This is a genomic window from Streptomyces sp. NPDC059832 (assembly GCF_042731715.1).
Lineage (GTDB): Bacteria > Actinomycetota > Actinomycetes > Streptomycetales > Streptomycetaceae > Streptomyces.
The window spans coordinates 46,664-69,093 of sequence record NZ_JBHWIY010000004.1; the positions used below are offsets into that span (position 1 = coordinate 46,664).

A 22,430-nucleotide genomic window follows, 5' to 3' on the forward strand; every position below is an offset into this window, starting at 1 on the left:
CCCGTGCACGGGTACGGACACAGGCGAGCCGCACTGGCTTTCCCGGCAGACCCCGGGGGCCGGACCGACGGAGGAGCACGCACGTGACCGTGGAGAGCACTGCCGCGCGCAAGCCGCGACGCAGCAGCAAGCGGACCAGCGCCGTGAAAACGACCGCGAAGACGTCCGCGAAGACGCCACAGAGTTCCGAGCCCGAGCTCGTACAGCTGCTGACGCCCGAGGGCGAGCGCGTGGAGCATCCGGACTATTCGATCGACCTGACCGCGGACGAGCTGCGCGGTCTGTACCGGGACATGGTCCTGACCCGTCGCTTCGACGCCGAGGCCACCGCCCTCCAGCGCCAGGGCGAGCTGGGTCTGTGGGCCTCGCTGCTCGGCCAGGAGGCCGCGCAGATCGGCTCCGGCCGGGCCCTGCGCGACGACGACTACGTCTTCCCGACGTACCGCGAGCACGGTGTCGCCTGGTGCCGGGGTGTCGACCCGACCAATCTGCTCGGGATGTTCCGCGGCGTGAACCACGGCGGCTGGGACCCGAACAGCAACAACTTCCACCTGTACACGATCGTCATCGGCTCGCAGACCCTGCACGCCACCGGCTACGCCATGGGCGTCGCCAAGGACGGCGCGGACTCGGCCGTGATCGCGTACTTCGGCGACGGCGCCTCCAGCCAGGGGGACGTCGCCGAGTCCTTCACCTTCTCCGCGGTCTACAACGCCCCGGTCGTCTTCTTCTGCCAGAACAACCAGTGGGCGATCTCCGAGCCGACCGAGAAGCAGACCCGCGTCCCGCTCTACCAGCGCGCGCAGGGCTTCGGCTTCCCCGGCGTCCGGGTCGACGGCAACGACGTACTCGCCTGCCTGGCCGTCACCAGGTCGGCGCTGGAGCGGGCCCGCCGGGGGGAGGGGCCCACCCTGGTCGAGGCGTTCACCTACCGGATGGGCGCGCACACCACCTCCGACGACCCGACGAAGTACCGGGCGGACGAGGAGCGGGCCTCCTGGGAGGCCAAGGACCCGATCCTGCGGCTGCGCGCGTACCTGGAGAAGGAGGGCGCCGCCGACGAGGCGTTCTTCACGGCGCTGGACGAGGAGAGCGAAGCGCTCGGCAAGCGGGTGCGCGAGGCGGTACGGGCGATGCCCGATCCCGACCCGATCGCGATCTTCGACCACGCCTACGCCGACGGGAACCCGCTCGTCGACGAGGAGCGCGCCCAGTTCGCCGCCTACCAGGCATCGTTCGCCGACACCGCCGAGGAGAGCAAGTAGCCATGGCCATGGAAAAGATGTCCATTGCGAAGGCTCTCAACGAGTCGCTGCGCAAGGCTCTCGACACCGACCCCAAGGTCCTCATCATGGGTGAGGACGTCGGCAAGCTCGGCGGGGTCTTCCGGATCACCGACGGACTCCAGAAGGACTTCGGCGAGGACCGGGTGATCGACACCCCGCTCGCCGAGTCCGGCATCGTCGGTACGGCGATCGGCCTGGCCCTGCGCGGCTACCGGCCCGTCGTGGAGATCCAGTTCGACGGCTTCGTCTTCCCCGCGTACGACCAGATCGTCACGCAGCTCGCCAAGATGCACGCCCGCGCGCTCGGCAAGATCAAGCTGCCGGTCGTCGTCCGGATCCCGTACGGCGGCGGCATCGGTGCCGTCGAGCACCACAGCGAGTCGCCCGAGGCCCTGTTCGCGCACGTCGCGGGGTTGAAGGTGGTCTCGCCGTCGAACGCGAGCGATGCCTACTGGATGATGCAGCAGGCCGTCCAGAGCGACGACCCGATCATCTTCTTCGAGCCGAAGCGCCGCTACTGGGACAAGGGCGAGGTCGAGACCGACTCCATCCCCGGCCCGCTGCACAAGGCCTCGGTGGCGCGTACCGGCACCGACCTCACGCTCGTCGCGTACGGCCCGATGGTGAAGGTCTGCCTGGAAGCCGCCGCGGCCGCCGAGGAGGAGGGCAAGTCGATCGAGGTCCTCGACCTGCGCTCGATGTCCCCGATCGACTTCGACGCCATCCAGACCTCGGTCGAGAAGACCGGCCGGCTCGTCGTGGTCCACGAGGCGCCGGTGTTCTACGGCTCCGGGGCCGAGATCGCCGCCCGGATCACCGAGCGCTGCTTCTACCATCTGGAAGCACCGGTGCTGAGGGTCGGCGGCTACCACGCCCCGTACCCGCCGGCGCGGCTGGAGGACGAGTACCTGCCGGGTCTCGACCGTGTGCTCGACGCCGTCGACCGCTCGCTGGCGTACTGAGGACTGGGACGTGACAACGATGACCGACACTTCCAACGCTGCTCGCTTCCGTGAGTTCAAGATGCCCGACGTGGGCGAGGGACTGACCGAGGCCGAGATCCTCAAGTGGTACGTCCAGCCCGGCGACACCGTCACCGACGGCCAGGTCGTGTGCGAGGTCGAGACGGCGAAGGCGGCCGTGGAGCTGCCGATCCCGTTCGACGGCGTGGTGCACGAGCTGCGCTTCCCCGAGGGCACGACGGTCGACGTCGGCCAGGTGATCATCGCGGTGGACGTGGCACCGGGCAGCGGTGACGCGGCCCCGGCGCCGGTTGCCGTTCCCGCGCCGGTCGCCGCGGCCGAACCGGAGCCGGAGGCTCCCAAGGGCCGTCAGCCGGTCCTGGTCGGGTACGGCGTGGCCGAGAGCTCGACCAAGCGGCGGGCCCGCAAGGGTACGGCCGCTTCCGTACCGGCCGCCGCGGCGGCGATCCAGGGCGAGATGAACGGCCACGGCGCCGTGGTCCCGGAGAGCCGGCCGCTGGCCAAGCCGCCGGTCCGCAAGCTGGCCAAGGACCTGGGCATCGACCTGGCCACGGTCGTCCCGACCGGCGAGGGCGGGATCATCACCCGCGAGGACGTGCACGCGGCGGCCAAGCCCGTACCCGCGCAGGCCCCGGCGCCCATCGCCGCCGCTCCGGTGGCGGCCGAGGCCGAGGCCCCGGCTCCGGCCGTCGTCGCCACGGCGGGCGCCCGCGAGACCCGCATCCCGGTCAAGGGCGTACGGAAGGCCATCGCCCAGGCGATGGTCGGCAGCGCCTTCACGGCTCCGCATGTCACCGAGTTCGTGACCGTCGACGTGACGCGCACGATGAAGCTGGTGGCGGAGCTCAAGGAGGACAAGGAGATGGCGGGGGTGCGGGTCAACCCGCTCCTGATCATCGCCAAGGCGCTCCTGGTCGCGATCAAGCGGAACCCGGGCGTCAACGCCGCCTGGGACGAGGCCAACCAGGAGATCGTCCAGAAGCACTATGTGAACCTGGGCATCGCCGCCGCCACCCCGCGCGGATTGATCGTGCCGAACATCAAGGACGCGCACGAGCAGACGCTCCCGCAGCTGGCCGCGTCCCTGGGCGAGCTGGTCTCCACGGCCCGCGAGGGCCGGACGTCCCCCGCCGCGATGGCGGGTGGCACGGTGACCATCACCAACGTCGGTGTCTTCGGCGTCGACACGGGCACGCCGATCCTGAACCCGGGCGAGTCCGCGATCCTCGCGGTCGGTGCGATCAAGCTCCAGCCGTGGGTCCACAAGGGCAAGGTGAAGCCCCGTCAGGTCACCACGCTGGCCCTGTCGTTCGACCACCGCCTGGTCGACGGCGAGCTCGGCTCCAAGGTCCTGGCGGATGTCGCCGCGATCCTGGAACAGCCGAAGCGCCTGATCACCTGGGCGTAGCAGTCACTTCGGTACCTGTACGAGATGGGCCCGCGCGAACGACTTCGCGCGGGCCCATCGGCATGTCCGGCCTTTGCCGCACGGCGAGTTCGGCGAACACGGTCTTGCCGACGGTGCGCGGCTCGACGCCCCAGTGGTCCGCGATCCCCGCGACGATGACGAGCCCCCGCCCGTAGCACTCGTCGTCCCCGGCCGCGCGCAGGTCCGCGACTCCAAGCGCCCCGACGGCCCGCTTCTCGTGCTCGCTCCCGCCGCGTGGGACACCTTCACGGCGGACCTGCGCCGGCAACCGTAGGCGCGGCGGTGGAACGGTGAGGGCGAGGAGGGTGCCTGCGACATCCTCCGCGCCGCCGCCGTCCGTGGCTCCGGGATGTCTATCCGGCCCACACCGCCGTGTTCTGGCAGGCGTGCAGCAGCCACCTTCCGTCATCCTGCTTCGTCATGACGTAGAGCGGAGCGCCTTCCGTTTCGCCCTCCGGTGAGTGGTAGACCTGCCGGACCTTGACGGCCACCACGTCGGGCCGCAGGAATTGCGTGTGCACGGCCTCGTAGGTGATCTCCCCTTCCCAGCTGGCTGCGGGCAGCACGGTGCGGGTGAACTCGGCGATCGCGTCGAAGCCGATCAGGACCTTGCCGTGGCCGGTCGTCCAGAGGGCGTCGGGGTGGAAGAGCGCGAGGAAGCCCTCGACGTCCTTGGCGCGCTGAGCGCGCTCGACGGTGGCGACGACCTGTTCGATGGCTTTGATGTCTGCGGTTTCGGTGTTCATGCGGACGACTCTGGGATCTCAAGCGGACTTGAGGTCAAGGCCCGGCTGCGAGATTGTTCGGGCCGGGCTGGTCCGGTCGTCGGACCGACCCGGCCGGGCCGGCTAACGCTCCGACTCCACCGCCCTCCCCGGTACCAACAGGGCGAGCGTGCTGCGCGCTTCACGTCGCAGTGTGCGACGCCGGGCGAAGGTCGCGGTGAGAGCGAGGACGGAGACCGTGCCCCCGTAGAACACGGCGGCAATCGTGGAGAGGAGCCCGACAGACACCGGGCACGCACCTTTCTTCCCCCGCTCGGCCCGCCCGGCTCACGGCTCGGGGCGGGCGTTGATGCGTTTCCTCACCATCGTACGAACGCCGTCAACTCCCCTGTCACTGACCACTGCAGCAGGCAGCACGGCCGGGCTCAGTGGGGTGGGGTGCGGTGCCGACGGCTGGAACGTCATGCAGGTCGGACTCGCCCCCGACCATCTCGAAGCGGCATTCGCCCAGGTGCCGCATGGTGACTGGCTCGTCCGACAGGAGCCGGTTCGGTGCGAGACAGCCCGTCTTCAAGCCCGTGATGACGCGCTGGACACGCACGGTGAACTCTGCTGTCTCGTCCTTGCTCCGAGCGGCGGCGCATGCGTTCATCCACTGTTCGGCACGGAACAGTTCAGGCCCGACCCGGTCGTCCGGCCGTTCTGTGACCAGCGCCTCGAACGTCGTATTGACCTTGTCCCACATGGTGACCTCGGAACCTCCCAGGCGAGGAACAAGGCGTTCGAACAGCTCTATCTCCTCGATCTGCTCGCGGTGCATCAGCCAGCCGGCAGTCAGCGGAAAGTAGCTCGACACGTTCGTTCCGTGCATCCGCAGACGCTGTATCCGGTCGTACTCCCACCGCTTCTGTTCGGCTTGTGCGAAGGACTGAAGCACCGGCTCGCCCGCAGCAGCGAGGGTTTTGCCGGACACCTTCTCACCGCCGTGCAGGAGGTCGTACATGCCGACGACCGCCTCGCGCGTACGGGCACGTGCTTCGGCAAGCGGGGGCAGAGGCGTGGCAGGTTCGTTCAGGCCTTCCAACCAGGCTGCGACGGAGGGGCGTTCTCGGATGGTCCGCAAACTGGCCAAGGCCTTCCTGGGCACCTTGGCTCCGAAGACCTCCAGTGTGATGGCGCGGAGGTTGGGCGCGGCCTTGACGATCTCGTCCAGCATGTCGAAGCAGACAGAGATGACGGGGGCATCACCATGGCTGTCGTCGTACTGGTAACCATGCGAATGCAGATCGATTCCGCCACCCGCGAGATGGATCTCGGTGATGTGGTCCCAGGGCAGACGGTGGAAATCTGCGGTGGGAGACGCGCCCCGGGCGATCTGGTAGCTGAGCACATGCCCGATGTCCAGGCACATTCCCGCGCCGGTCTCGCTCACCAGCGTCCGGAAGAAGTCGAACGCGTGCATGTCCCCGACTTCCATCGTCATCGGCGGGAACTCGGCGTTGAACGGGACACCGAGGCCCTGATGGATGCGATGGACGTTGTCCACGGTCACTGCCAGGGTGGTGTCCGTGACCGGGAACTGCATGAAGTACGGGTAGACGTGCCGCTCACTCATCAGCCACACGCCGAGATCCTCCGTCACCCATGGGGCGTCGGCGACGGCGACGAGCGAACGCAGGCTGTCCAGGCCATCCTGCTCGGGGGCCTGCGGATAGACGGGGTTGAGATCCGTGCTGTGCACCAGAACGCGATGGTCCGCGGCCAACTCGGGGATACGCAGATGCCGGAAGCCCGCCGGCGCCGTCCGCCTGCGCTGGATCTCCCGGTAGTTCACCGGGCCCTGGTGTCGCACAGCCGGTGACGTGACCTCGAAGAAGTCCAGATCGATCCGGGCGCGATCGAGGTAGTTCTCGTGCATATCGGACGGATTGACCCCCAAGCCCACTCCGTAGCGGGGCAGGGTGGAGAAGTATTCGGGTCCGAAGGACATCGGATCAGCCTTCCTGCTAGCGGAGTTCACGCCCGGAAGTCGGGTCGCCAGGCCAGTGCTTCGCTCGGGTACCAGTGGCCTTCGAGGCAGTACGGATCGAAACCTCCCAGCCGCAGCTGAAACTGTTCGAAGTCCGAGGTGGACAGGTCCAGCCGGTCGCAGAGTTCGGCGATCGAGGCGGTTCCGTCGGCCTGGACGACGGCCTCGGCCAGCCGCGCCTCCGCCCCCCGCAGCACGGTGGCGACTGATTTGGCGCGCCCGTTCTGGCGCCTCGTGGTGTGCAGCGCCAGTACAGGTCCGTCCTGCGACGGCTCGCCGTTGAGGCTGGGCACTCCGGACACGTCGAAGGGACCGAAGATCGGATTGATCCGAGGATGGACATAGTCCGCCGAACGGCGATCAGCAGCTGCCTGGCGGCGCAGCCATTGGTCCGCGGCGTTCTCGTCGAATCCCCGCGGCAATGCCGGCCGCTTCCGCTCCTGACGTCCCTGGAGCCAGCCGGAGTACTCCCTGCGGCAGTGCCACAGGTCCGAAGGGTCGGACCTGACCCGCGCCGCCAGCAGGCCGTACAGCGCCTGTACGTAGTCCTGCTCGCTGAGGCCGGGTTCCAGCAGCCACAGGCTGTCGAGAACGAGCTGCGCGAGACTGTCGCCCTGGGAGGTCAACCTGCCGACGGTGCGCGGAAAGTAGCGCAGTACCGGTGCTTTGACGCGTCCTTCGGGAAGGCCCTCGACCGCGCCGAGCAGAACCTTGTCCCAGTCCGCCAGCAGTTCCTCCAGCCGTGAGCGACACTCCAGCCAGGCATCGCGCCACTGTCCGTGTTCCCGGTCCAGGACCAGTCCGAAGTAGTGCCGGTCACGGACATGCACGTCGATCAGGAGCGACCAGAACCTGCCCAGGACGATCTCTACGTCGCTGGAACCGTTGTCCGCCGCTTCGACCAGGCTTTCGACGGATTCCAGCGGAGCGCTTTCGTGCACGTGCAGGGACTGGCCGTCCTCGATCGCCAGTAGCCGGGAGCCCTCGGGGTGGGCGGCGAGAAAGGCGCGGTCCCGGTACAACGCTTCGCCGTGCGGGAACCACGGCACGTCCGTCGCCGTGATGCCACGTCGTGGACCTTCGTTCACGCCGAGCGGGACCATTGCCTCGGGCCGGAGAATTCTTGCGGCCTCCAGGAAAGTGCCGGGTGACATCTGATTTCGCAGATTCTGGTAGTTCAGGCTGCAATTCAAGGGGAGCATGGCGATGCGTACGGGCCGATCGCGTGCGATTTTTTCGAGAGTCTCAAAATCTTCCAACGTGTCCGCGCCGTGCAGTATTCGTAGATCTTCCCTCTCCAGCAAAAGGGACTGCTGAGGTACGCCCTCGATCGAGTCGGGTGCTGGGACAGAGGTCACGTCAATACCAGCAAGCCGAACAGTCTGCATCGGCTCTATTTCAATGACGTTCGTGAACCCGTACTCGGCAAGTTCCGCTGCCATCGGGAAATCCGACGACCGGTCGCTGGAGGGTACGGCGACCGGAGTGTCTCGGTCGAAGTGCAACAGTGTCGGCAGATGGAAGTGATCACTGTGGGAATGGGTGATGACCACGGCCGAGACGTCCGCAAGCAGTTGACTTGCCATCCTGTTCCTGCCTCTGGGACTCCAGAGGTTTCCGAAGTAATCCAACGCGGGATCAACGGCGAGCCGTCCGTCTTCGGTATCGAAGACGAAGCACGTGTGCTGGACCCTCGTGACCCGCATGGTTCACCTCATACCTTCGGAAGCAGCAGTTTCCAGACCATTGTCGACCTCGATATCAAGGTCCACCAGTCCCCTGATCCGGGTACAGCCGAAGACGTCTGAGTCTATTGACCGAGGGCTGTCGGGCGTGGTCAAGTCATGCCATCCGGTTCGTACCGGAGTCTCGTCGGGAACCTCGTCGGGATCGCTCTCCATCAATAGGAGGAAAATCATGGAGCCGAAGGTCAACGAGAACTCGAACACCGAGATCGTCATCGAAGAGATCGAGGAGTTCGACGCCGAGTTCCTGATGCCGGCCAACTCTCGCTGCCAGTAATCGGAGAAACGGGCTCTGCCCGCTGTGGCCCCAGTTCTCTGGTGCCACAGCGGGCCCCGTGGCTATACCACTACTGCAAACCCGGAGGGTGCCCCCCATGGACCAGGATGGATGGTTTGAGTACTCGCCCGGTGTTTCGGTTACCGCTGAGGACGCGCTGATTACATTCCGTTCGCCGAAACTTCGGATGAGAGTCCGTGTTCCGGATTCGGAGCTCCGAAGCCGTCTGCTGAAAATGACCGAGAACCCGGTATCGGCGAGCGAGATTCCCCGAGACGTCGCCCTGTCCCTGAGCGAGTACGGCCTTGTCACGCGGGGCGCCCATGCGGCGCACCTGCAGGCCCTGCGCATGCATGCCGAATCATCGGTTCCGATCAATCGTGGTCTCGCTTACACGCCCGATGAACTGATGCAGTATCAAAAGCGCGGTCACGCAAGGCGCTTCCTGCCCGGGGGCGTCTCCGACGGCCTTGACCTGCCGCTCTCCTTACGTCGCGCGCCGAGCTTCGCGCCTTTCGGCGGCCCTCGTGCGAAGGCGGTGGACCAGGGGCGGCTTTGGTCCGTCATGCAGACCCTGCACGATCCGGACAGTCGGCTCTATCCGTCCGCCGGTGCCCTCTATCCCGTACACCTGGTCGCCGAGCAAAGCGGTGCAGCCGGGGCCAGGGGCAAGTTGATCGCGTTCGATCCTTCGTCAGGACGACTTGTCTCGCGCCAAGCTGCGTCTTGTACCGATGAGTTGGGACTGGACCCGACTCTCGCTGCCGTGGCGACGAGGTTCTGGCTGGTGGCGGATCTGGCCGATGCCACAGCCAAGTACGGCCCTCGCGGGTACCGATATGCCTTGATCGAAGCCGGCCATGCAGCGCAGGCGCTGATCCAGGTGCTGGGGACCGCTGGTATGGACTGCCGGCCTTTCGGCGGCTTCGACGACCGTGCGGTGGCACACCATCTCGACCTGGGCGAAGGCACCGTACCCCTCTATGCCGTGGGTGCAGTTCCTGCGGACAGCAGCTCCTCCGGCACTGACTGGGTCAAGGCCGAAGAGGTCAAGTGCATCCTGGCCAACGGTCAGTCCTTGTACTACGCCAACGCCTACGGGCCGAAGACCGATGGCGGCCGGGAATGCGGCTTCGGGGTGGACACCAGTGCTGACGGTGCGCGCCTTCGAGCCAAGGGGGAACTCGCCGAACGGCTTGCCCTCTTGGGCTCTCGCCGCCGACTCGGCAACAGCAACGGCATGGCCGCGCACACCCGTTACTCGGCGGCGGCCGATGCGGCGATGTATGAGTTGTACGAGCGCCATTGCTTCCTGCGTACCTGGCTGACGCAGCAGACGCCACCGGGACTGCAGCCGCCGAGCAGCCCGCTCACCGACGCTGTTCTGTCCCTTTGCCGCTCGGGGGGCGTGGAGTTGAGCCTGCTGGACATCGCTGACCCGGTCTATGGTGTTCCAGCGGTAATGGCCGTGGTCCATGCCGAGGGGCACGGAGGAATCATCACGTCCTCCGGGGCCGGCGCCGACGAGCCCGAGGCTGCGGCCCGGGCGTTGCGGGAGATTGCCAAAGCGCTGGTGTACCGCTTGGTGTTGCGAAAGACTTCGGTCTTCAGCGAGGAGAACCCCGTCACCAGTACGTTGAGTCAACCATGGGAGCACGAGGCGTGGTTCGCACATCGACGGGTCCCGGTGGATCAGACGCGTTTCCTGCTCAGCGCCGGTTCCCCACGCGCCTTGCGATGCGGCAGCACAGGCATCGAGACTCTGAGGTCGGCGATCACTGTCGAGGACCTCTCGGTGGAAGGACCGGATGAACGGCGATGGAAGATTGCCCGAGCCACATCCGAACGGTTGCTCGTCGTCGACTTCGGTACTGCGACGCCGGCCTTCCGAAGCCGTGCGGCCGAGGTGTTGGGGCCCGAACTCGATGTCGACGCACGGTGGCCACATCCCCTCGGGTGATGGCCGTAGCCTCGCTCTCCCTCCATTCTGGTGAGAAAGACTATGTCGCAACCTGAAATGCGCGCTCTCTTACGTAGCCGGCGATACCTGGCCTTCTGGCTCGGGCAGGTGACGAGCACGGTGGGCAACCAGCTCACCGTCGTGGTGCTCGCGGCCCTGGTCGTGCCGGACCGCGGCCCCGGCACCTTCGGTCTGCTACTGGCAGTGGAGTCCGCCGTCATGGGTGTCCTGCTGCTGGCCGGCGGGGTGGTCGCCGACAGATATTCCCGCAGCCTCGTGATGGCCGTCGCGGATGTCCTCCGCCTGGCCGGGATCGGCGGCTTCTTCTTCTTCGCCTCGCAGGGGCCGCTTGCGCTGCTGCTGGCCGCCGCGGCGATGACCGGAGCGGGCGCAGCGCTGTACGAGCCGGCTCATCGTGCGGCCCTCACTCAGGTGGTGCCGGAGGACCTGCGTCAGCAGGCGTACGCCCTGGACGTGTCCACCAAGCGGATCGGCTCGATGGCCGGGGCCCTGCTGGCAGGGGTCATGCTCGCCGGGATCTCACCGCCGAAGACCCTTCTGGTGGACATCGCCACGTTCGTGGTCAGCCTGGTCACGCTGGTCTGGCTGCGCCTGCCACCCATCCGTACCGCCGACCCGCAGACCGACGAGCCGGACGGGCTGCGGGGGGTGCTGGCCGAGGCGCGGGAGGGCCTCGTCGAGGTCCGTCGGAGGCCCTGGGTATCGGTCCTGATGCTCCAGGGCACGGTGCAGGTGTTCTTCCTCTTCGGGCCGAACTACATTCTGGTGCCGATGGTCAGCCAGGCCCGGTACGGCCTCTCCGCTTTCGGCTGGGTCAGCGCCGCCACTCTTGCGGGTTCGGTGATCGGCTCGTTGCTGGGAGGCAGGGTTTCCTCGGGCCGTCCAGGACTGTGGGCCATGAACGCGCTGGCTCCCTGCTTGCTGACGCCGATATGCCTCGCTGTCGACGTACCCCTGTGGATGTTCTGCGCCGCTGGTGCCGCCGGTTCCGCCGGAGTCGGCTGCTTCATGGTCCTCTGGTACAGCTCGCTCCAGCGTGAGTTCCCGGAGCAGGTCCAGGGCCGGGTCTTCGCCCTGGAGGGGCTGGCCAGCTTCGGCCTCCAGCCCATCGCGCTCGCCGTGACACCGCTGCTCGTCCGGTTCATCGGAGTTGCGCCCTTTGCCACCCTGGCTGCCGTCGTGTTGCTGGTGTCCACCTATGGAGTGCTCGCCGTTCCCGGGACTGCCCAGCTCGCCACCCGTACACGCACCCGCAAGAGCCCCGCAGTTGTCGAGAGCACTGTTCGGAACTGACAAGGAGAAGCTGTCGCATGACTCGCATCGACTGCCGGGGTGTGGAACTGGCTTTCGGCGGTGTCACCGTGCTAGGTGGCGTAAGCCTCTCACTCGGCAGGGGAGACCGGGTGGGTATCGTGGCGCCCAACGGCACGGGGAAGTCGACCCTGCTCAAGGTCCTCTCCGGCGAGCTGGTCCCGGAGAGCGGAACGGTTGTCCGAGCGCCACAGACGACCACAGTGATCAGGCTGGCACAGGAAGCCGATGTGCTCGCCGGTGAGAGCACGGCGGAGTACCTGGCCCGCAGGACCGGAGTGGCCGCGGCGCAATCGGCGCTCGACGAGGCCACCATTGCTCTTGAGCGCGAGGAGCCTCAGGCAGGTGAAGCCTATGCGGATGCCTGGGACACCTGGCTCTCGCTGGGCGGCGCGGATCTCTCGGAGCGGGCGACGGTGGTCGCCTCCGACCTGGGGCTGGATCTGGACGGGCGGGAGACAGCCGACCTGTCCGGCGGGCAGCGGGCCCGCTTGGCCCTGGCGGCGGTGCTACTGGCGCAGCCGGATGTCCTTCTTCTCGATGAACCGACCAATGACCTGGACGCCGACGGCCTGGACCGCCTGGAGCACCATGTGCACACGTCACGGGCCGGAATCGCCTTGGTCAGCCATGACCGGGCGTTCCTCTCGGCTACGGTTAACCGCATCGTCGAACTCGACGAGTTCACGCGCCGGGGCGCGGAGTACGGCGGGGGCTGGGACGCCTTTGTCGCGGAGCGGGCGCTGGCTCGCCGACGCGCCGTTGACGCGTACAGCGCGCATGAAGCGACCCGTCGCCGTCTGGTCGACACTGCGCGAACTCACCGCCAGTGGTCCCGGGAAGGTACGCAGCGGGCGGCGAATCCGCGCCGTCAGCCTGACGGGGACAAGTTCCGCAAGGCGTCACGTATCGCAGGGGCCCAGCAGACCGGCGCGGCTGCGGCGAAAGCGGACCGCGCGGTCGAACGACTCGACAGGCAGGCCCCCGAGCAGGTGCGGGAATCCTGGCAACTGAGATTCTCGATTGCGGAGACAGCGGGGACGGGCGATGTGTCCCTGGCCCTGCGGGCAGCCGTGGTGCGCCGGGGGGCGTTCACTCTCGGGCCGATCGACCTTGAGGTGGGCTGGGGTGAGCGGATCCGGATCTCTGGCCCGAACGGCTCGGGAAAGACCACCTTGTTGGAATGCCTGCTCGGCCGGATACCTCTGGAAAGTGGTTCGCAATGGGCCGGTGCCGGTGTGGTGGTCGGGGAGATCGACCAGACCAGGCGACTGTTCGATACCAGTCGACCCGTGGTCGACGTGCTGAGGTCGAAGACCGGCCTCGGTGTGACGGAGGCCCGGACCCTGCTGGCGAAGTTCCGTCTGGGCGGGGAGGCGGCGTTGCGCATGGCGCGGACCTTGTCGCCGGGGGAGCGGACTCGCGCAGGTCTGGCACTGCTCCAGGCGAGAGGGGTCAACTGCCTGATCCTGGACGAGCCGACGAACCATCTGGACATTGAAGCGGTTCAACAGCTGGAGCAGGCGTTGGACAGCTTCTCGGGCTCCCTTCTGCTGGTCACCCATGATCGGAGGCTTGCCGAGTCGGTACGCATCGACACGACGGTGGAGGTCACCGAGCTCAGCGGCCCATGAGGTACTGCTACGGGACAGCCCTCAGGCCGCCCAGCACATGGCCAACGCTGCCCTGGTGAGTTCAGCTTTGTTCCCAACCCTCAATTTGCACCGGATTCGCTTTACGTAGGTGTCGACGGTGTGCTGGCTGATGACGAGCCGCCTGGCTATTTGCGCATGTGTCAGCCCATCCGCAATGAAGCCGAGTACCTGCCGCTCCCGCTTGGATAGATCGGGGCGTTCTTGCGCTGAAACCTTGGCCTGGCCGTCCGAGGGCGGTTGCCCCGCTACGGCTGCTCGATGGACTGCTCGGACCAGTTCGCTCGGTGAGCTGAACTCGCTGAGGTAGCCATCGGCGCCGGACGTCTCAGCTGCGATTCCCTCGGGCAACGGCGACATCACAAGAACGCAGGATGCCTTGGGAACCTTGAAGCCCAGTGGCTGATCACCGGAGTTGCAAATCTGATTGGTGATCAGGACGTCGTACGCATCGTCGCACCCGGAGTCCGGTACGGCAGAGTTCACGTCGAGCAGGCTGACCGAGAGGTCGGGGACGGTAGCCAGTGCCCGGCCACGGCCCAGGCAATCAGGGGATGACTGTGCAGCAAACCGATTCGGTACATCGCTTCCTCAACCCCGCTCACTGATTCGGCCTGATTGACGTGCGCCCCCTGTGCCCACGGCTGGTGCCATCACTTCCACCCGTCGGGCGATGGCCTTGGCGCTCTCCTTGCACGTCATCGGTTCACTCCTCTGCATTGGTGGAGCCGGATCGATTCGCGGGCAGGCAACAGCTTCATGCCTCAGAAGGAGGAGTGGCGGCCTCTTCGGGTGTCATGCCTGCGAACTGCCTCTTCCAGAAGACTGCTGAAAACGTGTCGAAGGGATGTCTGGCCGCAGGCCGGGGTGTGCCCGGGGGCGGGTCGTTCGCCTGCCTCCGGGCCTGCCCGGGACCCCGCGGACCGTGGGGCGGACGGTGTCCAGCTGCTGGTCAACGTGCGGATATCCACCGGCGGTTGTACGGCGGACGCCCGCTGTTAGGGTGGCCGAATGGCATCGGTGAGGAAGATCCAGATCACTTTCGACTGCGCGGACCCCGAGCGCGTCGCCCGTTTCTGGTGCGAGGTGCTGGGGTACGTCGCGCCTCCGCCGCCGGAGGGGTTCGACTCCTGGGACGCCTACAACGACTCACTGCCGCCCGGGGAGCGGGGTGCGTGGTTCGCGTGCTCCGATCCCACGGGTGAGGGCCCGCGCATGTACTTCCAGCGCGTCCCCGAAGACAAGGTCGCCAAGAACAGGGTGCACGTCGACGTGCGGGCCGGCACCGGGCTCGTGGGCGCGGAGCGGCTGGCGGTGCTTGAGGCCGAACGCGATCGGCTGGTGGCGCTCGGCGCGGTGTGCACGAACGTGCTGTACGCCGACGAGGAAAACGAGTCGTGCATCAACATGCAGGACATCGAGGGCAACGAGTTCTGCCTCGACTGAGCATCTCCGCCCATGGCGCCTTCCGGTTCTCGTACGAGAACGCCCGATGCGGCCGGAGGAGCAGTGCGGTAACGGAGAGGGGCCCCGCGTGGTGCGGGGCCCCTCTGCGTGTACTGCCGTGACCGGCGGGACTACTTCTTGAAGGAGTAGTCCATGATCTTCTTCATGTCCGCGGTGCGGTTGGCCGCGCTCGACGAGCCGAGCACGGTGCCGATGACCGTCTTGCCGTTACGGGTCGCGGCGAAGACCAGGCAGTACTTGGCCGACGGGCCGGAGCCGGTCTTCACGCCGATGGCGCCGCTGTAGCTGCTGAGCATCGTGTTGGTGTTGGACCACGACATGTAGCGGTAGCCGCCGGACTTCGTGGTGACCTTCTGCTTGGTCGACTTGGTCTTGACGACCGAGCGGAAGGTGGAGTTCTTCATCGCGCTGCTGGCGATCTTCGTCAGGTCGCGCGGCGTCGAGTAGTTCGAGCCGTTCCCTATGCCGTCGAACGAGTCGAAGTGGGTGTTCTTCAGCCCGAGGGACTTGGCCTGGGCGTTCATCTTGCCGATGAACGACTTCACACGGGCCGCGCGGGTGGAGCCGGAGCCGAACTTGTCGGCCAGCGCGTAGGCGGCGTCGCAGCCGGACGGCAGCATCAGGCCGTACAGCAGCTGGCGGACGGTGACCTTGTCGCCCACGATGAGGTGGGCCGACGAGGCGCCCTTGGAGACGATGTAGTCGCTGTACGCCTTCTGGATCGTGACCTTGGAATCCAGGTTCAGGTTCTTCTGCGACAGCACCACCTTCGCCGTCATGATCTTGGTGGTGGAGCCGGTGGAGCGACGGGTGTCCGCGGTCTTGGCGAACAGGGACTTCGCGGTGCCGTTGTTCATCACGTACCCGCCCGGGGCAGTGATCTTGGGGTTGGGCAGCGTGGCGGCCTGCGCGGTGGAGGCGAACGCGCTGCCCGCGATGACGGCACCTGCCGTCAGAGCCACGGTGGCAGTGGCAGAAACACGGTTTATGCCCTTGATGCCCTTAATGCCGATTTTCAACTTGAACGCTCCAAATGCCCCTGGAATGCGGCCACATGTGGGTGCCGCTCGGTGGTGAGACTCATGAGAGCGGGGGATGGATGTGCTGATTCCTGGGGCAATTTCGGAGCTATTCGGGGCTACGGGTGATTCCGGCCATGATCGGTGGTGAAGCGTCCGTCCGGATCCCGGATCCGTTTCGCCATGCACGCATCTTGTATCTATGCTGTGTGCATGCCTGCCGCACCCCCAGCCGTGAAGCCTGCCGCGAAGCCCGCCGTGAAGTCCCCCACCAAGCAGCCCCCCGCCGCCGAGCGCGTGTACGCCCATATCAAGGAGGCGGTCCTGGGCCGCCGTTACGAGGGCGGCACGCTCCTGACCGAAGGAGACCTCGCGGAGGCCGTCGGCGTCTCCCGCACGCCGGTGCGCGAGGCGCTGCTGCGGCTGGAGGTCGAGGGGCTGATCAAGCTGTATCCGAAGAAGGGCGCCCTCGTCCTCGCCGTCTCCGCACAGGAGATCGCCGATGTGGTGGAAACCCGGCTGCTGGTCGAGGAGTTCGCGGCGCGCAAGGCCGTGCCCGCCTCCGCGCAGCTGATCGGCCGGCTCGAAGAACTCCTGGAGGAGCAGCGGCAGCTGGCCGAGGCCGGGGATCTGGCGGAGGTGTCGGTGAAGGACCGCTGCTTCCACGCCGAGATCGTGCGCAACGCGGGCAACGACATCCTCTCGCGCCTCTACGACCAGCTGCGCGACCGGCAGCTGCGGATGGGCGTCGCCGTGATGGAGGCGCACCCGGGGAGGATCGCCGCCAACATCACCGAGCACGGTGAGCTGCTGGAGGCGATCAGGGCCGGTGACGCGGACGGTGCCGCGCAGGTCGTGCGGCGCCATGTCAGCCGGGTCAAGGTGCTGGTCAGGGGTGAGGACCGGTGAGTTCTGCCGCCGCTCCCACCTTGTCCCTGCCCGGCGATCCACCCGGCGGCCGACGTGCCGCCCGGGTCTGGGGCATCGGGGTCGCCGTCTATTTCGTCGCCATCATCTTCCGCACCAGCCTGGGCGTCGCCGGGCTGGACGCCGCCGACCGGTTCCACGTCAACGCCTCCGCGCTCTCCACGTTCTCCATCCTTCAGCTGCTCGTCTACGCGGGCATGCAGATACCCGTCGGCCTGATGGTCGACCGGCTCGGTACCAAGAAGGTCCTCGCTCTCGGGGCCGTCCTGTTCACCCTCGGGCAGCTCGGCTTCGCGCTCTCCCCCTCGTACGGCATGGCGCTGGCGTCCAGGGCGCTGCTCGGCTGCGGTGACGCGATGACGTTCATCAGCGTGCTGCGGCTCGGCGCCCGCTGGTTCCCGGCCCGGCGCGGCCCGCTGATCGGCCAGGTCGCGGCGCTCTTCGGGATGGCGGGCAACCTCGTCTCCACGCTCTTCATCGCACGGGCCCTGCATGGGTTCGGCTGGACCACCACGTTCGTCGGCAGCTCCGTCGCCGGGGTCGTCGTCCTCGTCCTGCTCCTGCTGTTCCTGAAGGACCACCCCGAGGGCCATGAGCCGCCGCCCGCGGAGCACGCGGGTGCCGCCTATGTGCGCAAGCAGATCGCCGCTTCCTGGCGGGAGCCCGGCACCCGGCTCGGTATGTGGGTGCACTTCACCACGCAGTTCCCGGCCATGGTGTTCCTGCTGCTGTGGGGGCTGCCGTTCCTGGTGGAGGCGCAGGGGCTCAGCCGGTCCAGCGCCGGTGAGCTGCTGACCCTGGTGGTGCTCTCCAACATGGCTTTCGGGCTGGTCTACGGGCAGATCATCGCCCGCCACCACGCGGCCCGCGCCCCGCTGGCCCTCGGTACGGTCGCGATGACGGCACTGCTCTGGGCGTCGGCCATCTTCTGTCCGGGCGACCGTGCGCCGATGTGGCTGCTGATCGTGCTGTGTGTGGTGCTCGGCGCGTGCGGTCCGGCCTCGATGATCGGATTCGACTTCGCGCGGCCGGCCAATCCGCCGGAGCGGCAGGGCACCGCGTCGGGCATCGTCAACATGGGCGGCTTCGTCGCCTCGATGACCACGCTGTTCGCCGTCGGTGTGCTGCTGGACGCGACCGGCGACAACTACCGGATCGCGTTCGCCTCGGTCTTCGTGCTGGAGGCGTTCGGCGTCGTACAGATCCTGCGGCTGCACTCCAGGGCCACGCACCGCGAGCGGGACCACCATGTGGTCAGCCGCGTGGAGGCCGTGCACGTACCGGTGTGACCGCCCCGCGCGCCGGATCGGCGGCGCGCCCGTCCCTCGTGCGACGGGCGCCGCCGATCATGACGTCACGGCACTACGCCGTCACGGCGTCACGGCGAAGTTCTGCAGGATCGCCGTCGCCAGGTCCTGATCGCCCTCGACCTTGATCCGCTCGGCGACCGCACCCGCGCGCACCCGCCCGCAGGCGAGGAGGAAGTACGTCTCCCAGTCCATCGCCAGCGTCACCGCGGGCCCGAGCGACGGCGAACCGTCCACCGAACCACGGCCCTCCGCGTCGACCCTGACGGTGCGCAGGAACTCCAGTGGCCCGTGCACATCGAGCACGATCGCCGAACTGGCCGGTGCCCCCGCGTCCTTGGCGACCACCTTCGGCAGCGCCTGCAACAGGGTGTCCCGGACGACGGTGGCGCCGGGGGAGTCCAGGTTGCCGGGCTGCCCCAGCGTCGCCCGCAGGTCCTGCTCATGCACCCAGACGTCGAAGGCGCGCATCCGCAGCGCCAGTTCGAGGGTCTGCTCGGCGCCGAGCGGCGCCCGGACCATGGTCTCGGGATCGCGCGTCTCGTTGCGCAGCTGACGGGCCCGCCGGATGATCGTGTACTCCAGCTCGGAGGTCATCTCCGGTGCGGTGTGGTGACGCCGCACATCGACCTGCATCTCCATGTACCGGGCGAAGTCGTTCTGCACGTGGTAGAGGTCGCGGGGCAGCGTGTGGATCGGGCGCGGGTCGCCGAGCTGCTCGGACTCCATGCCGATGACGTGCGAGACGATGTCGCGCACCGACCAGGCGGGGCATGGCGTACGGCGGTTCCACTCCCCCTCGGCGAGTGGCTTCACCAGCTCGGCTATCGACTCGATGGAGTGGGTCCAGGCATCGGCGTAGGTCTGGAGGCTGGGATGGACGGTCACGGGACCCCTCGTGCGGTTCTGCGGTGCATGGGCTGGAGAGCTTGGCGCGGGCGGCGGGCTGCGTGGGAGGTTCGTTCGCTAAGTTACGCTGCGAGCAGGCACCCCGGCAGTGCTTTCGTGTGACGATCGTAGGCCCGTGTTGACGGCTCGAATGCCAGGACGGTGGTAGTGTGCGCGCCTCCCTCATCCAGATCGCAGTAGACCCGGACGAATCCGTCAACGCCCGTAGGCAGCGTGCGGCTTCACTGGTCGCGGCCCAGCGCGGTGCGGATCTGGTGGTGCTTCCCGAGCTCTGGCCGGTCGGCGCCTTCGCGTATGCCGACTTCGCGGACGAGGCCGAACCGCTCCAGGGGCCCACCCACGACATCATGGCGAAGGCCGCGGCCGACGCCGGGGTCTGGCTGCACGCGGGCTCCTTCGTCGAGCGCGCCCCGGACGGCACCCTCTACAACACCTCGCTCGTCTTCACGCCCGAGGGCGAGCGGGCCGCCGCGTACCGCAAGATCCACCGCTTCGGCTTCGACCAGGGCGAGGCGGTCATGATGGGCGCCGGCGAGGAACTGGTCACGGTCGCCCTGCCGCAGACCACGCTCGGCCTCGCCACCTGTTACGACTTGCGTTTCCCGGAGATGTTCCGCGGCCTGGTCGACGCGGGCGCGGGGACGCTGATCGTCGCGGCGGGCTGGCCCGAGCGGCGCCGCGCCCACTGGACGCTGCTGGCGCAGGCCCGCGCCGTCGAGAACCAGTCGTACGTCCTGGCCGTCGGCACCGCGGGCACCCACGCCGGAGTCCAGCAGGCCGGGCACAGCATCGTCGTCGACCCGTGGGGCGAGGTGCTCGCGGAGGCGGGTGCGGACGAGGAGGTGCTCGGCGTGGAGTTCGACCCGGCCAGGGTGGCGACGACCCGTGAGCAGTTCCCGGCCCTCAAGGACCGCCGCCTGGGACTGGCCCCGCCCAGGCTCCGGTAGGACCGCTTCGTTTCACGTGAAACCGGGGCGGGTCAGTCCTCGCGCTCCTTGTCCGCGAGCACGATGACGCAGACCGATACGGCGATGAGCAGTGCCGCGTCGGCGTCCTCCCGTACGACATCGATGCCGTAGGTGTCCCGGACGGTCAGCCGACGCCGGGAGATCTGCGCCAGTAGTTCCCCGTCGTAGTCGATGGCGAACTCGCGGTCCAGGATCTTGCCGCTGACGTCGAGCTCGGTGCCGTCGACCAGTGTGACCCGGTAGTGGTTGCGCAGCAGCGACAGCCGCTTGCGCTTGATCCTGGCGAGCTGTTCGCCGTCGCGCTCGATGAGCATCGTGTCGCGCAGGCTGAGCAGCTTCTGCCGGATCTCGACCAGGATCCGGCCCTGTGCGTCCTTCAGCTCGAAGGTGTCCCGCACCCGCATGGCCTTGCCGTCGACGAGGAACACCTTGCGGCCGTCCACGTCCTCGATCCAGTAGTCGTCACCGACGGCGAAGAGTCGTTCACGCACCAGGAATCTCATGGCTCACAGGTTCCCCGAGGTCCCTGCGGAATGCGTGGATGCCACGGTGATGTTGACTGTTCACATGGCAACACGTGCGCGCGTCAGGGCCCCCGAGCTGGTCGGCAAGGGTGGCTGGCTCAATACCGGCGACCAGCAGTACACCCTCGCTGACCTGCGAGGACGCATTGTGATTCTGGATTTCTGGACCTTCTGCTGTGTGAACTGCCTGCATGTCCTCGATGAGCTGCGCGAGCTGGAGGAGAAGCATCGAGACACCCTGGTGATCATCGGGGTGCACTCGCCGAAGTTCGTCCACGAGGCCGAGCACCAGGCCGTCGTCGACGCCGTCGAGCGGTACGAGGTCCACCACCCGGTCCTCGACGATCCGGAACTGGCGACCTGGAAGCAGTACGCCGTACGGGCCTGGCCCACGCTCGTCGTCATCGACCCCGAGGGCTATGTCGTCGCCCAGCACGCCGGCGAGGGCCATGCGCACGCCATCGAGAAGCTGGTCGAGGAGCTGGAGGCCGAGCACGCGGCGAAGGGCACGCTGCGCCGCGGCGACGGCCCCTATGTCGCGCCCGAACCGGTCGCCACGCATCTGCGCTTCCCCGGCAAGGCGCTGCTCCTGCCCGACGGCGGCTTCCTCGTCTCCGACACCACCCGCCACCGCCTGGTCGAGATCGAACGTGACAGTGAAACGGTTCGCCGTCACATCGGAACAGGGAACAGGGGGTTCACCGACGGCGCACCCGACGAGGCCCGGTTCTCCGAGCCGCAGGGCCTCGCCGTCCTGCCCGACGGCCGGATCGCGGTCGCCGACACGGTCAACCACGCCATCCGCGCCCTCGACCTCTCCACCGGGGAGACGACGACGCTCGCCGGCACCGGCCGCCAGTGGTGGCAGGGCTCGCCGACGTCCGGACCGGCCCGTGAGGTCGACCTCTCCTCCCCCTGGGACGTCGCCTGGTTCGCGGACCGGCTGTGGATCGCCATGGCGGGCGTGCACCAGCTGTGGACGTACGACCCCGCGACGCGGACCGTCCAGGTCGCCGCGGGCACCACCAACGAGGGCCTGGTCGACGGGCCCGCCGCCGAGGCCTGGTTCGCCCAGCCGTCCGGGCTCGCCACGTCCGCCGACGGGGAGCGGCTCTGGGTCGCCGACTCGGAGACGTCCGCCCTGCGGTACGTCGAGCGCGACGGATCCGGCTTCGCCGTCCGTACGGCCGTCGGCACCGGACTCTTCGACTTCGGACACCGCGACGGCGCCGCCGGGCAGGCCCTGTTCCAGCACCCGCTGGGGGTGACCGCGCTGCCCGACGGGTCCGTCGCCGTCTGCGACACGTACAACCACGCGCTGCGGCGCTACGACCCCGGGAGCGGTGAGGTCACCACCCTGGCCACGGATCTGCGCGAGCCGAGTGACGCCGTGCTGGTCGACGGCGATCTCGTGGTCGTCGAGTCCGCCCGGCACCGGCTGACCCGGCTGCGGCTCCCCGAGGAGGCCGTACGCGTCGCCGACCGGGCCCACCGCACCCGGCGCGCGGCCACCGAGATCGCCCCGGGCACGCTCCGGCTCGATGTGGTCTTCCAGGCGCCCGCCGGGCAGAAGCTGGACACCCGGTACGGCCCCTCGACCCGGCTGCTGGTCTCGGCGACCCCGCCGGAGCTGCTGGCCGAGGGCGCGGGCCCCGGTACCGACCTCTTCCGTGATCTGGTCCTCGCCGAGGGCGTCACCGAGGGCGTCCTGCATGTGTCGGCGATGGCGGCGTCCTGCGACGACGACCCGCTGAACGAGTACCCGGCCTGCCATGTCCACCAGCAGGACTGGGGCGTCCCCGTCCGCGTGAGCGCACAGGGAACGCCCCGGCTGCCGCTGGTGCTGGCAGGAATGGACGAGCAGGCCTGACCTCCCGCAGCCTCCCGGGCG

General features: G+C 67.9%; 20 protein-coding genes. 12 read left to right on the forward strand and 8 right to left on the reverse strand.

Annotated features, from left to right (window positions below; translation table 11 throughout):
* Positions 1-83 precede the first annotated feature (83 nt).
* The 4 genes from pdhA to ACFV8T_RS08080 all read left to right on the forward strand — a co-directional run bounded on the left by pdhA (position 84) and on the right by ACFV8T_RS08080 (position 3,972).
* A complete protein-coding gene (pdhA, locus tag ACFV8T_RS08065; protein ID WP_385325634.1) occupies positions 84-1,265 on the forward strand; it encodes a pyruvate dehydrogenase (acetyl-transferring) E1 component subunit alpha in 1,182 nt (393 codons plus the stop codon).
* Between the two features lie 2 nt (positions 1,266-1,267).
* Complete coding sequence (locus tag ACFV8T_RS08070; RefSeq protein ID WP_385325636.1) at positions 1,268-2,248, forward strand: alpha-ketoacid dehydrogenase subunit beta; 981 nt, start codon at positions 1,268-1,270, stop codon at positions 2,246-2,248.
* Positions 2,249-2,258: 10 nt separating this feature from the next.
* Positions 2,259-3,677 (forward strand): dihydrolipoamide acetyltransferase family protein, encoded by a 1,419-nt coding sequence (locus ACFV8T_RS08075; RefSeq protein WP_385325637.1) that lies wholly within the window; start codon positions 2,259-2,261, stop codon positions 3,675-3,677.
* Positions 3,678-3,750: 73 nt separating this feature from the next.
* Positions 3,751-3,972 carry a DUF397 domain-containing protein gene (locus ACFV8T_RS08080; protein WP_385325639.1) on the forward strand — a complete coding sequence of 74 codons (222 nt, stop codon included), beginning with the start codon at positions 3,751-3,753 and terminating at the stop codon, positions 3,970-3,972.
* A 79-nt stretch (positions 3,973-4,051) separates the two neighbouring features.
* On the opposite strand, the gene ACFV8T_RS08085 is transcribed toward ACFV8T_RS08080, so the two are convergent.
* From ACFV8T_RS08085 to ACFV8T_RS08100, 4 genes are all read right to left on the reverse strand, one after another.
* Entirely contained in the window at positions 4,052-4,444 is a 393-nt protein-coding gene (locus tag ACFV8T_RS08085) for an SgcJ/EcaC family oxidoreductase (protein ID WP_385325641.1), read from the reverse strand.
* Positions 4,445-4,546: 102 nt separating this feature from the next.
* The gene (locus ACFV8T_RS08090) at positions 4,547-4,711 is read right to left on the reverse strand and encodes a hypothetical protein (RefSeq protein WP_259930233.1); all 165 of its coding nucleotides are present in this window, start codon (positions 4,709-4,711) and stop codon (positions 4,547-4,549) included.
* A gap of 103 nt (positions 4,712-4,814) precedes the next feature.
* Positions 4,815-6,413, reverse strand: a complete 1,599-nt coding sequence (locus ACFV8T_RS08095) for a DUF692 family multinuclear iron-containing protein (RefSeq protein WP_385325643.1) — start codon at positions 6,411-6,413, stop codon at positions 4,815-4,817.
* 26 nt (positions 6,414-6,439) lie between these two features.
* Complete coding sequence (locus tag ACFV8T_RS08100) at positions 6,440-8,158, reverse strand: MBL fold metallo-hydrolase (RefSeq protein WP_385325644.1); 1,719 nt, start codon at positions 8,156-8,158, stop codon at positions 6,440-6,442.
* A gap of 413 nt (positions 8,159-8,571) precedes the next feature.
* Between ACFV8T_RS08100 and ACFV8T_RS08105 the strand changes: the two genes are divergently transcribed.
* Genes ACFV8T_RS08105 through ACFV8T_RS08115 form a run of 3 tightly spaced genes read left to right on the forward strand, consistent with a single transcriptional unit; the run spans position 8,572 to position 13,400 of the window.
* Positions 8,572-10,434, forward strand: coding sequence for a YcaO-like family protein (locus ACFV8T_RS08105; RefSeq protein WP_385325645.1), 1,863 nt, complete (start codon positions 8,572-8,574; stop codon positions 10,432-10,434).
* A gap of 57 nt (positions 10,435-10,491) precedes the next feature.
* Positions 10,492-11,748 carry an MFS transporter gene (locus tag ACFV8T_RS08110; protein ID WP_385325647.1) on the forward strand — a complete coding sequence of 419 codons (1,257 nt, stop codon included), beginning with the start codon at positions 10,492-10,494 and terminating at the stop codon, positions 11,746-11,748.
* A gap of 17 nt (positions 11,749-11,765) precedes the next feature.
* Complete coding sequence (locus ACFV8T_RS08115; RefSeq protein WP_385325649.1) at positions 11,766-13,400, forward strand: ABC-F family ATP-binding cassette domain-containing protein; 1,635 nt, start codon at positions 11,766-11,768, stop codon at positions 13,398-13,400.
* Between the two features lie 21 nt (positions 13,401-13,421).
* Here the strand turns inward: ACFV8T_RS08115 and ACFV8T_RS08120 are convergent, their stop codons facing one another.
* Positions 13,422-13,904 carry a response regulator transcription factor gene (locus ACFV8T_RS08120; protein WP_385325651.1) on the reverse strand — a complete coding sequence of 161 codons (483 nt, stop codon included), beginning with the start codon at positions 13,902-13,904 and terminating at the stop codon, positions 13,422-13,424.
* A 525-nt stretch (positions 13,905-14,429) separates the two neighbouring features.
* Between ACFV8T_RS08120 and ACFV8T_RS08125 the strand changes: the two genes are divergently transcribed.
* Entirely contained in the window at positions 14,430-14,864 is a 435-nt protein-coding gene (locus ACFV8T_RS08125) for a VOC family protein (RefSeq protein ID WP_385325652.1), read from the forward strand.
* 131 nt (positions 14,865-14,995) lie between these two features.
* Here ACFV8T_RS08125 and ACFV8T_RS08130 read toward each other — a convergent pair whose 3' ends face one another.
* Positions 14,996-15,847: a D-alanyl-D-alanine carboxypeptidase family protein gene (locus tag ACFV8T_RS08130; RefSeq protein ID WP_385325653.1), complete on the reverse strand. Its 852-nt coding sequence runs from the start codon at positions 15,845-15,847 to the stop codon at positions 14,996-14,998.
* Positions 15,848-16,117: 270 nt separating this feature from the next.
* Between ACFV8T_RS08130 and ACFV8T_RS08135 the strand changes: the two genes are divergently transcribed.
* Together ACFV8T_RS08135 and ACFV8T_RS08140 are read left to right on the forward strand one after the other, a co-directional pair.
* Positions 16,118-16,813 carry a GntR family transcriptional regulator gene (locus tag ACFV8T_RS08135; protein WP_385325655.1) on the forward strand — a complete coding sequence of 232 codons (696 nt, stop codon included), beginning with the start codon at positions 16,118-16,120 and terminating at the stop codon, positions 16,811-16,813.
* A complete protein-coding gene (locus tag ACFV8T_RS08140; RefSeq protein ID WP_385325656.1) occupies positions 16,810-18,120 on the forward strand; it encodes a nitrate/nitrite transporter in 1,311 nt (436 codons plus the stop codon). Before ACFV8T_RS08135 ends, ACFV8T_RS08140 begins: the two co-directional genes overlap by 4 nt.
* Positions 18,121-18,201: 81 nt before the next feature.
* Here the strand turns inward: ACFV8T_RS08140 and ACFV8T_RS08145 are convergent, their stop codons facing one another.
* On the reverse strand, positions 18,202-19,026 hold the full coding sequence (locus ACFV8T_RS08145) for a maleylpyruvate isomerase family mycothiol-dependent enzyme (protein WP_385325658.1): 825 nt from the start codon (positions 19,024-19,026) through the stop codon (positions 18,202-18,204).
* Positions 19,027-19,196: 170 nt separating this feature from the next.
* Between ACFV8T_RS08145 and ACFV8T_RS08150 the strand changes: the two genes are divergently transcribed.
* Entirely contained in the window at positions 19,197-19,994 is a 798-nt protein-coding gene (locus ACFV8T_RS08150) for a carbon-nitrogen family hydrolase (protein ID WP_385325660.1), read from the forward strand.
* 32 nt (positions 19,995-20,026) lie between these two features.
* On the opposite strand, the gene ACFV8T_RS08155 is transcribed toward ACFV8T_RS08150, so the two are convergent.
* Positions 20,027-20,518, reverse strand: a complete 492-nt coding sequence (locus ACFV8T_RS08155; RefSeq protein WP_385325661.1) for an LURP-one-related/scramblase family protein — start codon at positions 20,516-20,518, stop codon at positions 20,027-20,029.
* A 64-nt stretch (positions 20,519-20,582) separates the two neighbouring features.
* Here ACFV8T_RS08155 and ACFV8T_RS08160 point away from each other — a divergent pair, with 64 nt between their 5' ends.
* The gene (locus ACFV8T_RS08160; protein WP_385325662.1) at positions 20,583-22,409 is read left to right on the forward strand and encodes an NHL domain-containing thioredoxin family protein; all 1,827 of its coding nucleotides are present in this window, start codon (positions 20,583-20,585) and stop codon (positions 22,407-22,409) included.
* Positions 22,410-22,430 lie beyond the last annotated feature (21 nt).

Bases quoted from the DNA above. Each gene is read 5' to 3' on its own strand.
- ACFV8T_RS08070 (WP_385325636.1), top strand. From the start codon at position 1,268: ATGGCCATGGAAAAGATGTCCATTGCGAAGGCTCTCAACGAGTCGCTG.
- ACFV8T_RS08085 (WP_385325641.1), bottom strand. From the start codon at position 4,444: ATGAACACCGAAACCGCAGACATCAAAGCCATCGAACAGGTCGTCGCC.
- ACFV8T_RS08095 (WP_385325643.1), bottom strand. From the start codon at position 6,413: ATGTCCTTCGGACCCGAATACTTCTCCACCCTGCCCCGCTACGGAGTG.
- ACFV8T_RS08100 (WP_385325644.1), bottom strand. From the start codon at position 8,158: ATGCGGGTCACGAGGGTCCAGCACACGTGCTTCGTCTTCGATACCGAA.
- ACFV8T_RS08105 (WP_385325645.1), top strand. From the start codon at position 8,572: ATGGACCAGGATGGATGGTTTGAGTACTCGCCCGGTGTTTCGGTTACC.
- ACFV8T_RS08110 (WP_385325647.1), top strand. From the start codon at position 10,492: ATGCGCGCTCTCTTACGTAGCCGGCGATACCTGGCCTTCTGGCTCGGG.
- ACFV8T_RS08115 (WP_385325649.1), top strand. From the start codon at position 11,766: ATGACTCGCATCGACTGCCGGGGTGTGGAACTGGCTTTCGGCGGTGTC.
- ACFV8T_RS08125 (WP_385325652.1), top strand. From the start codon at position 14,430: ATGGCATCGGTGAGGAAGATCCAGATCACTTTCGACTGCGCGGACCCC.
- ACFV8T_RS08135 (WP_385325655.1), top strand. From the start codon at position 16,118: ATGCCTGCCGCACCCCCAGCCGTGAAGCCTGCCGCGAAGCCCGCCGTG.
- ACFV8T_RS08155 (WP_385325661.1), bottom strand. From the start codon at position 20,518: ATGAGATTCCTGGTGCGTGAACGACTCTTCGCCGTCGGTGACGACTAC.
- ACFV8T_RS08160 (WP_385325662.1), top strand. From the start codon at position 20,583: ATGGCAACACGTGCGCGCGTCAGGGCCCCCGAGCTGGTCGGCAAGGGT.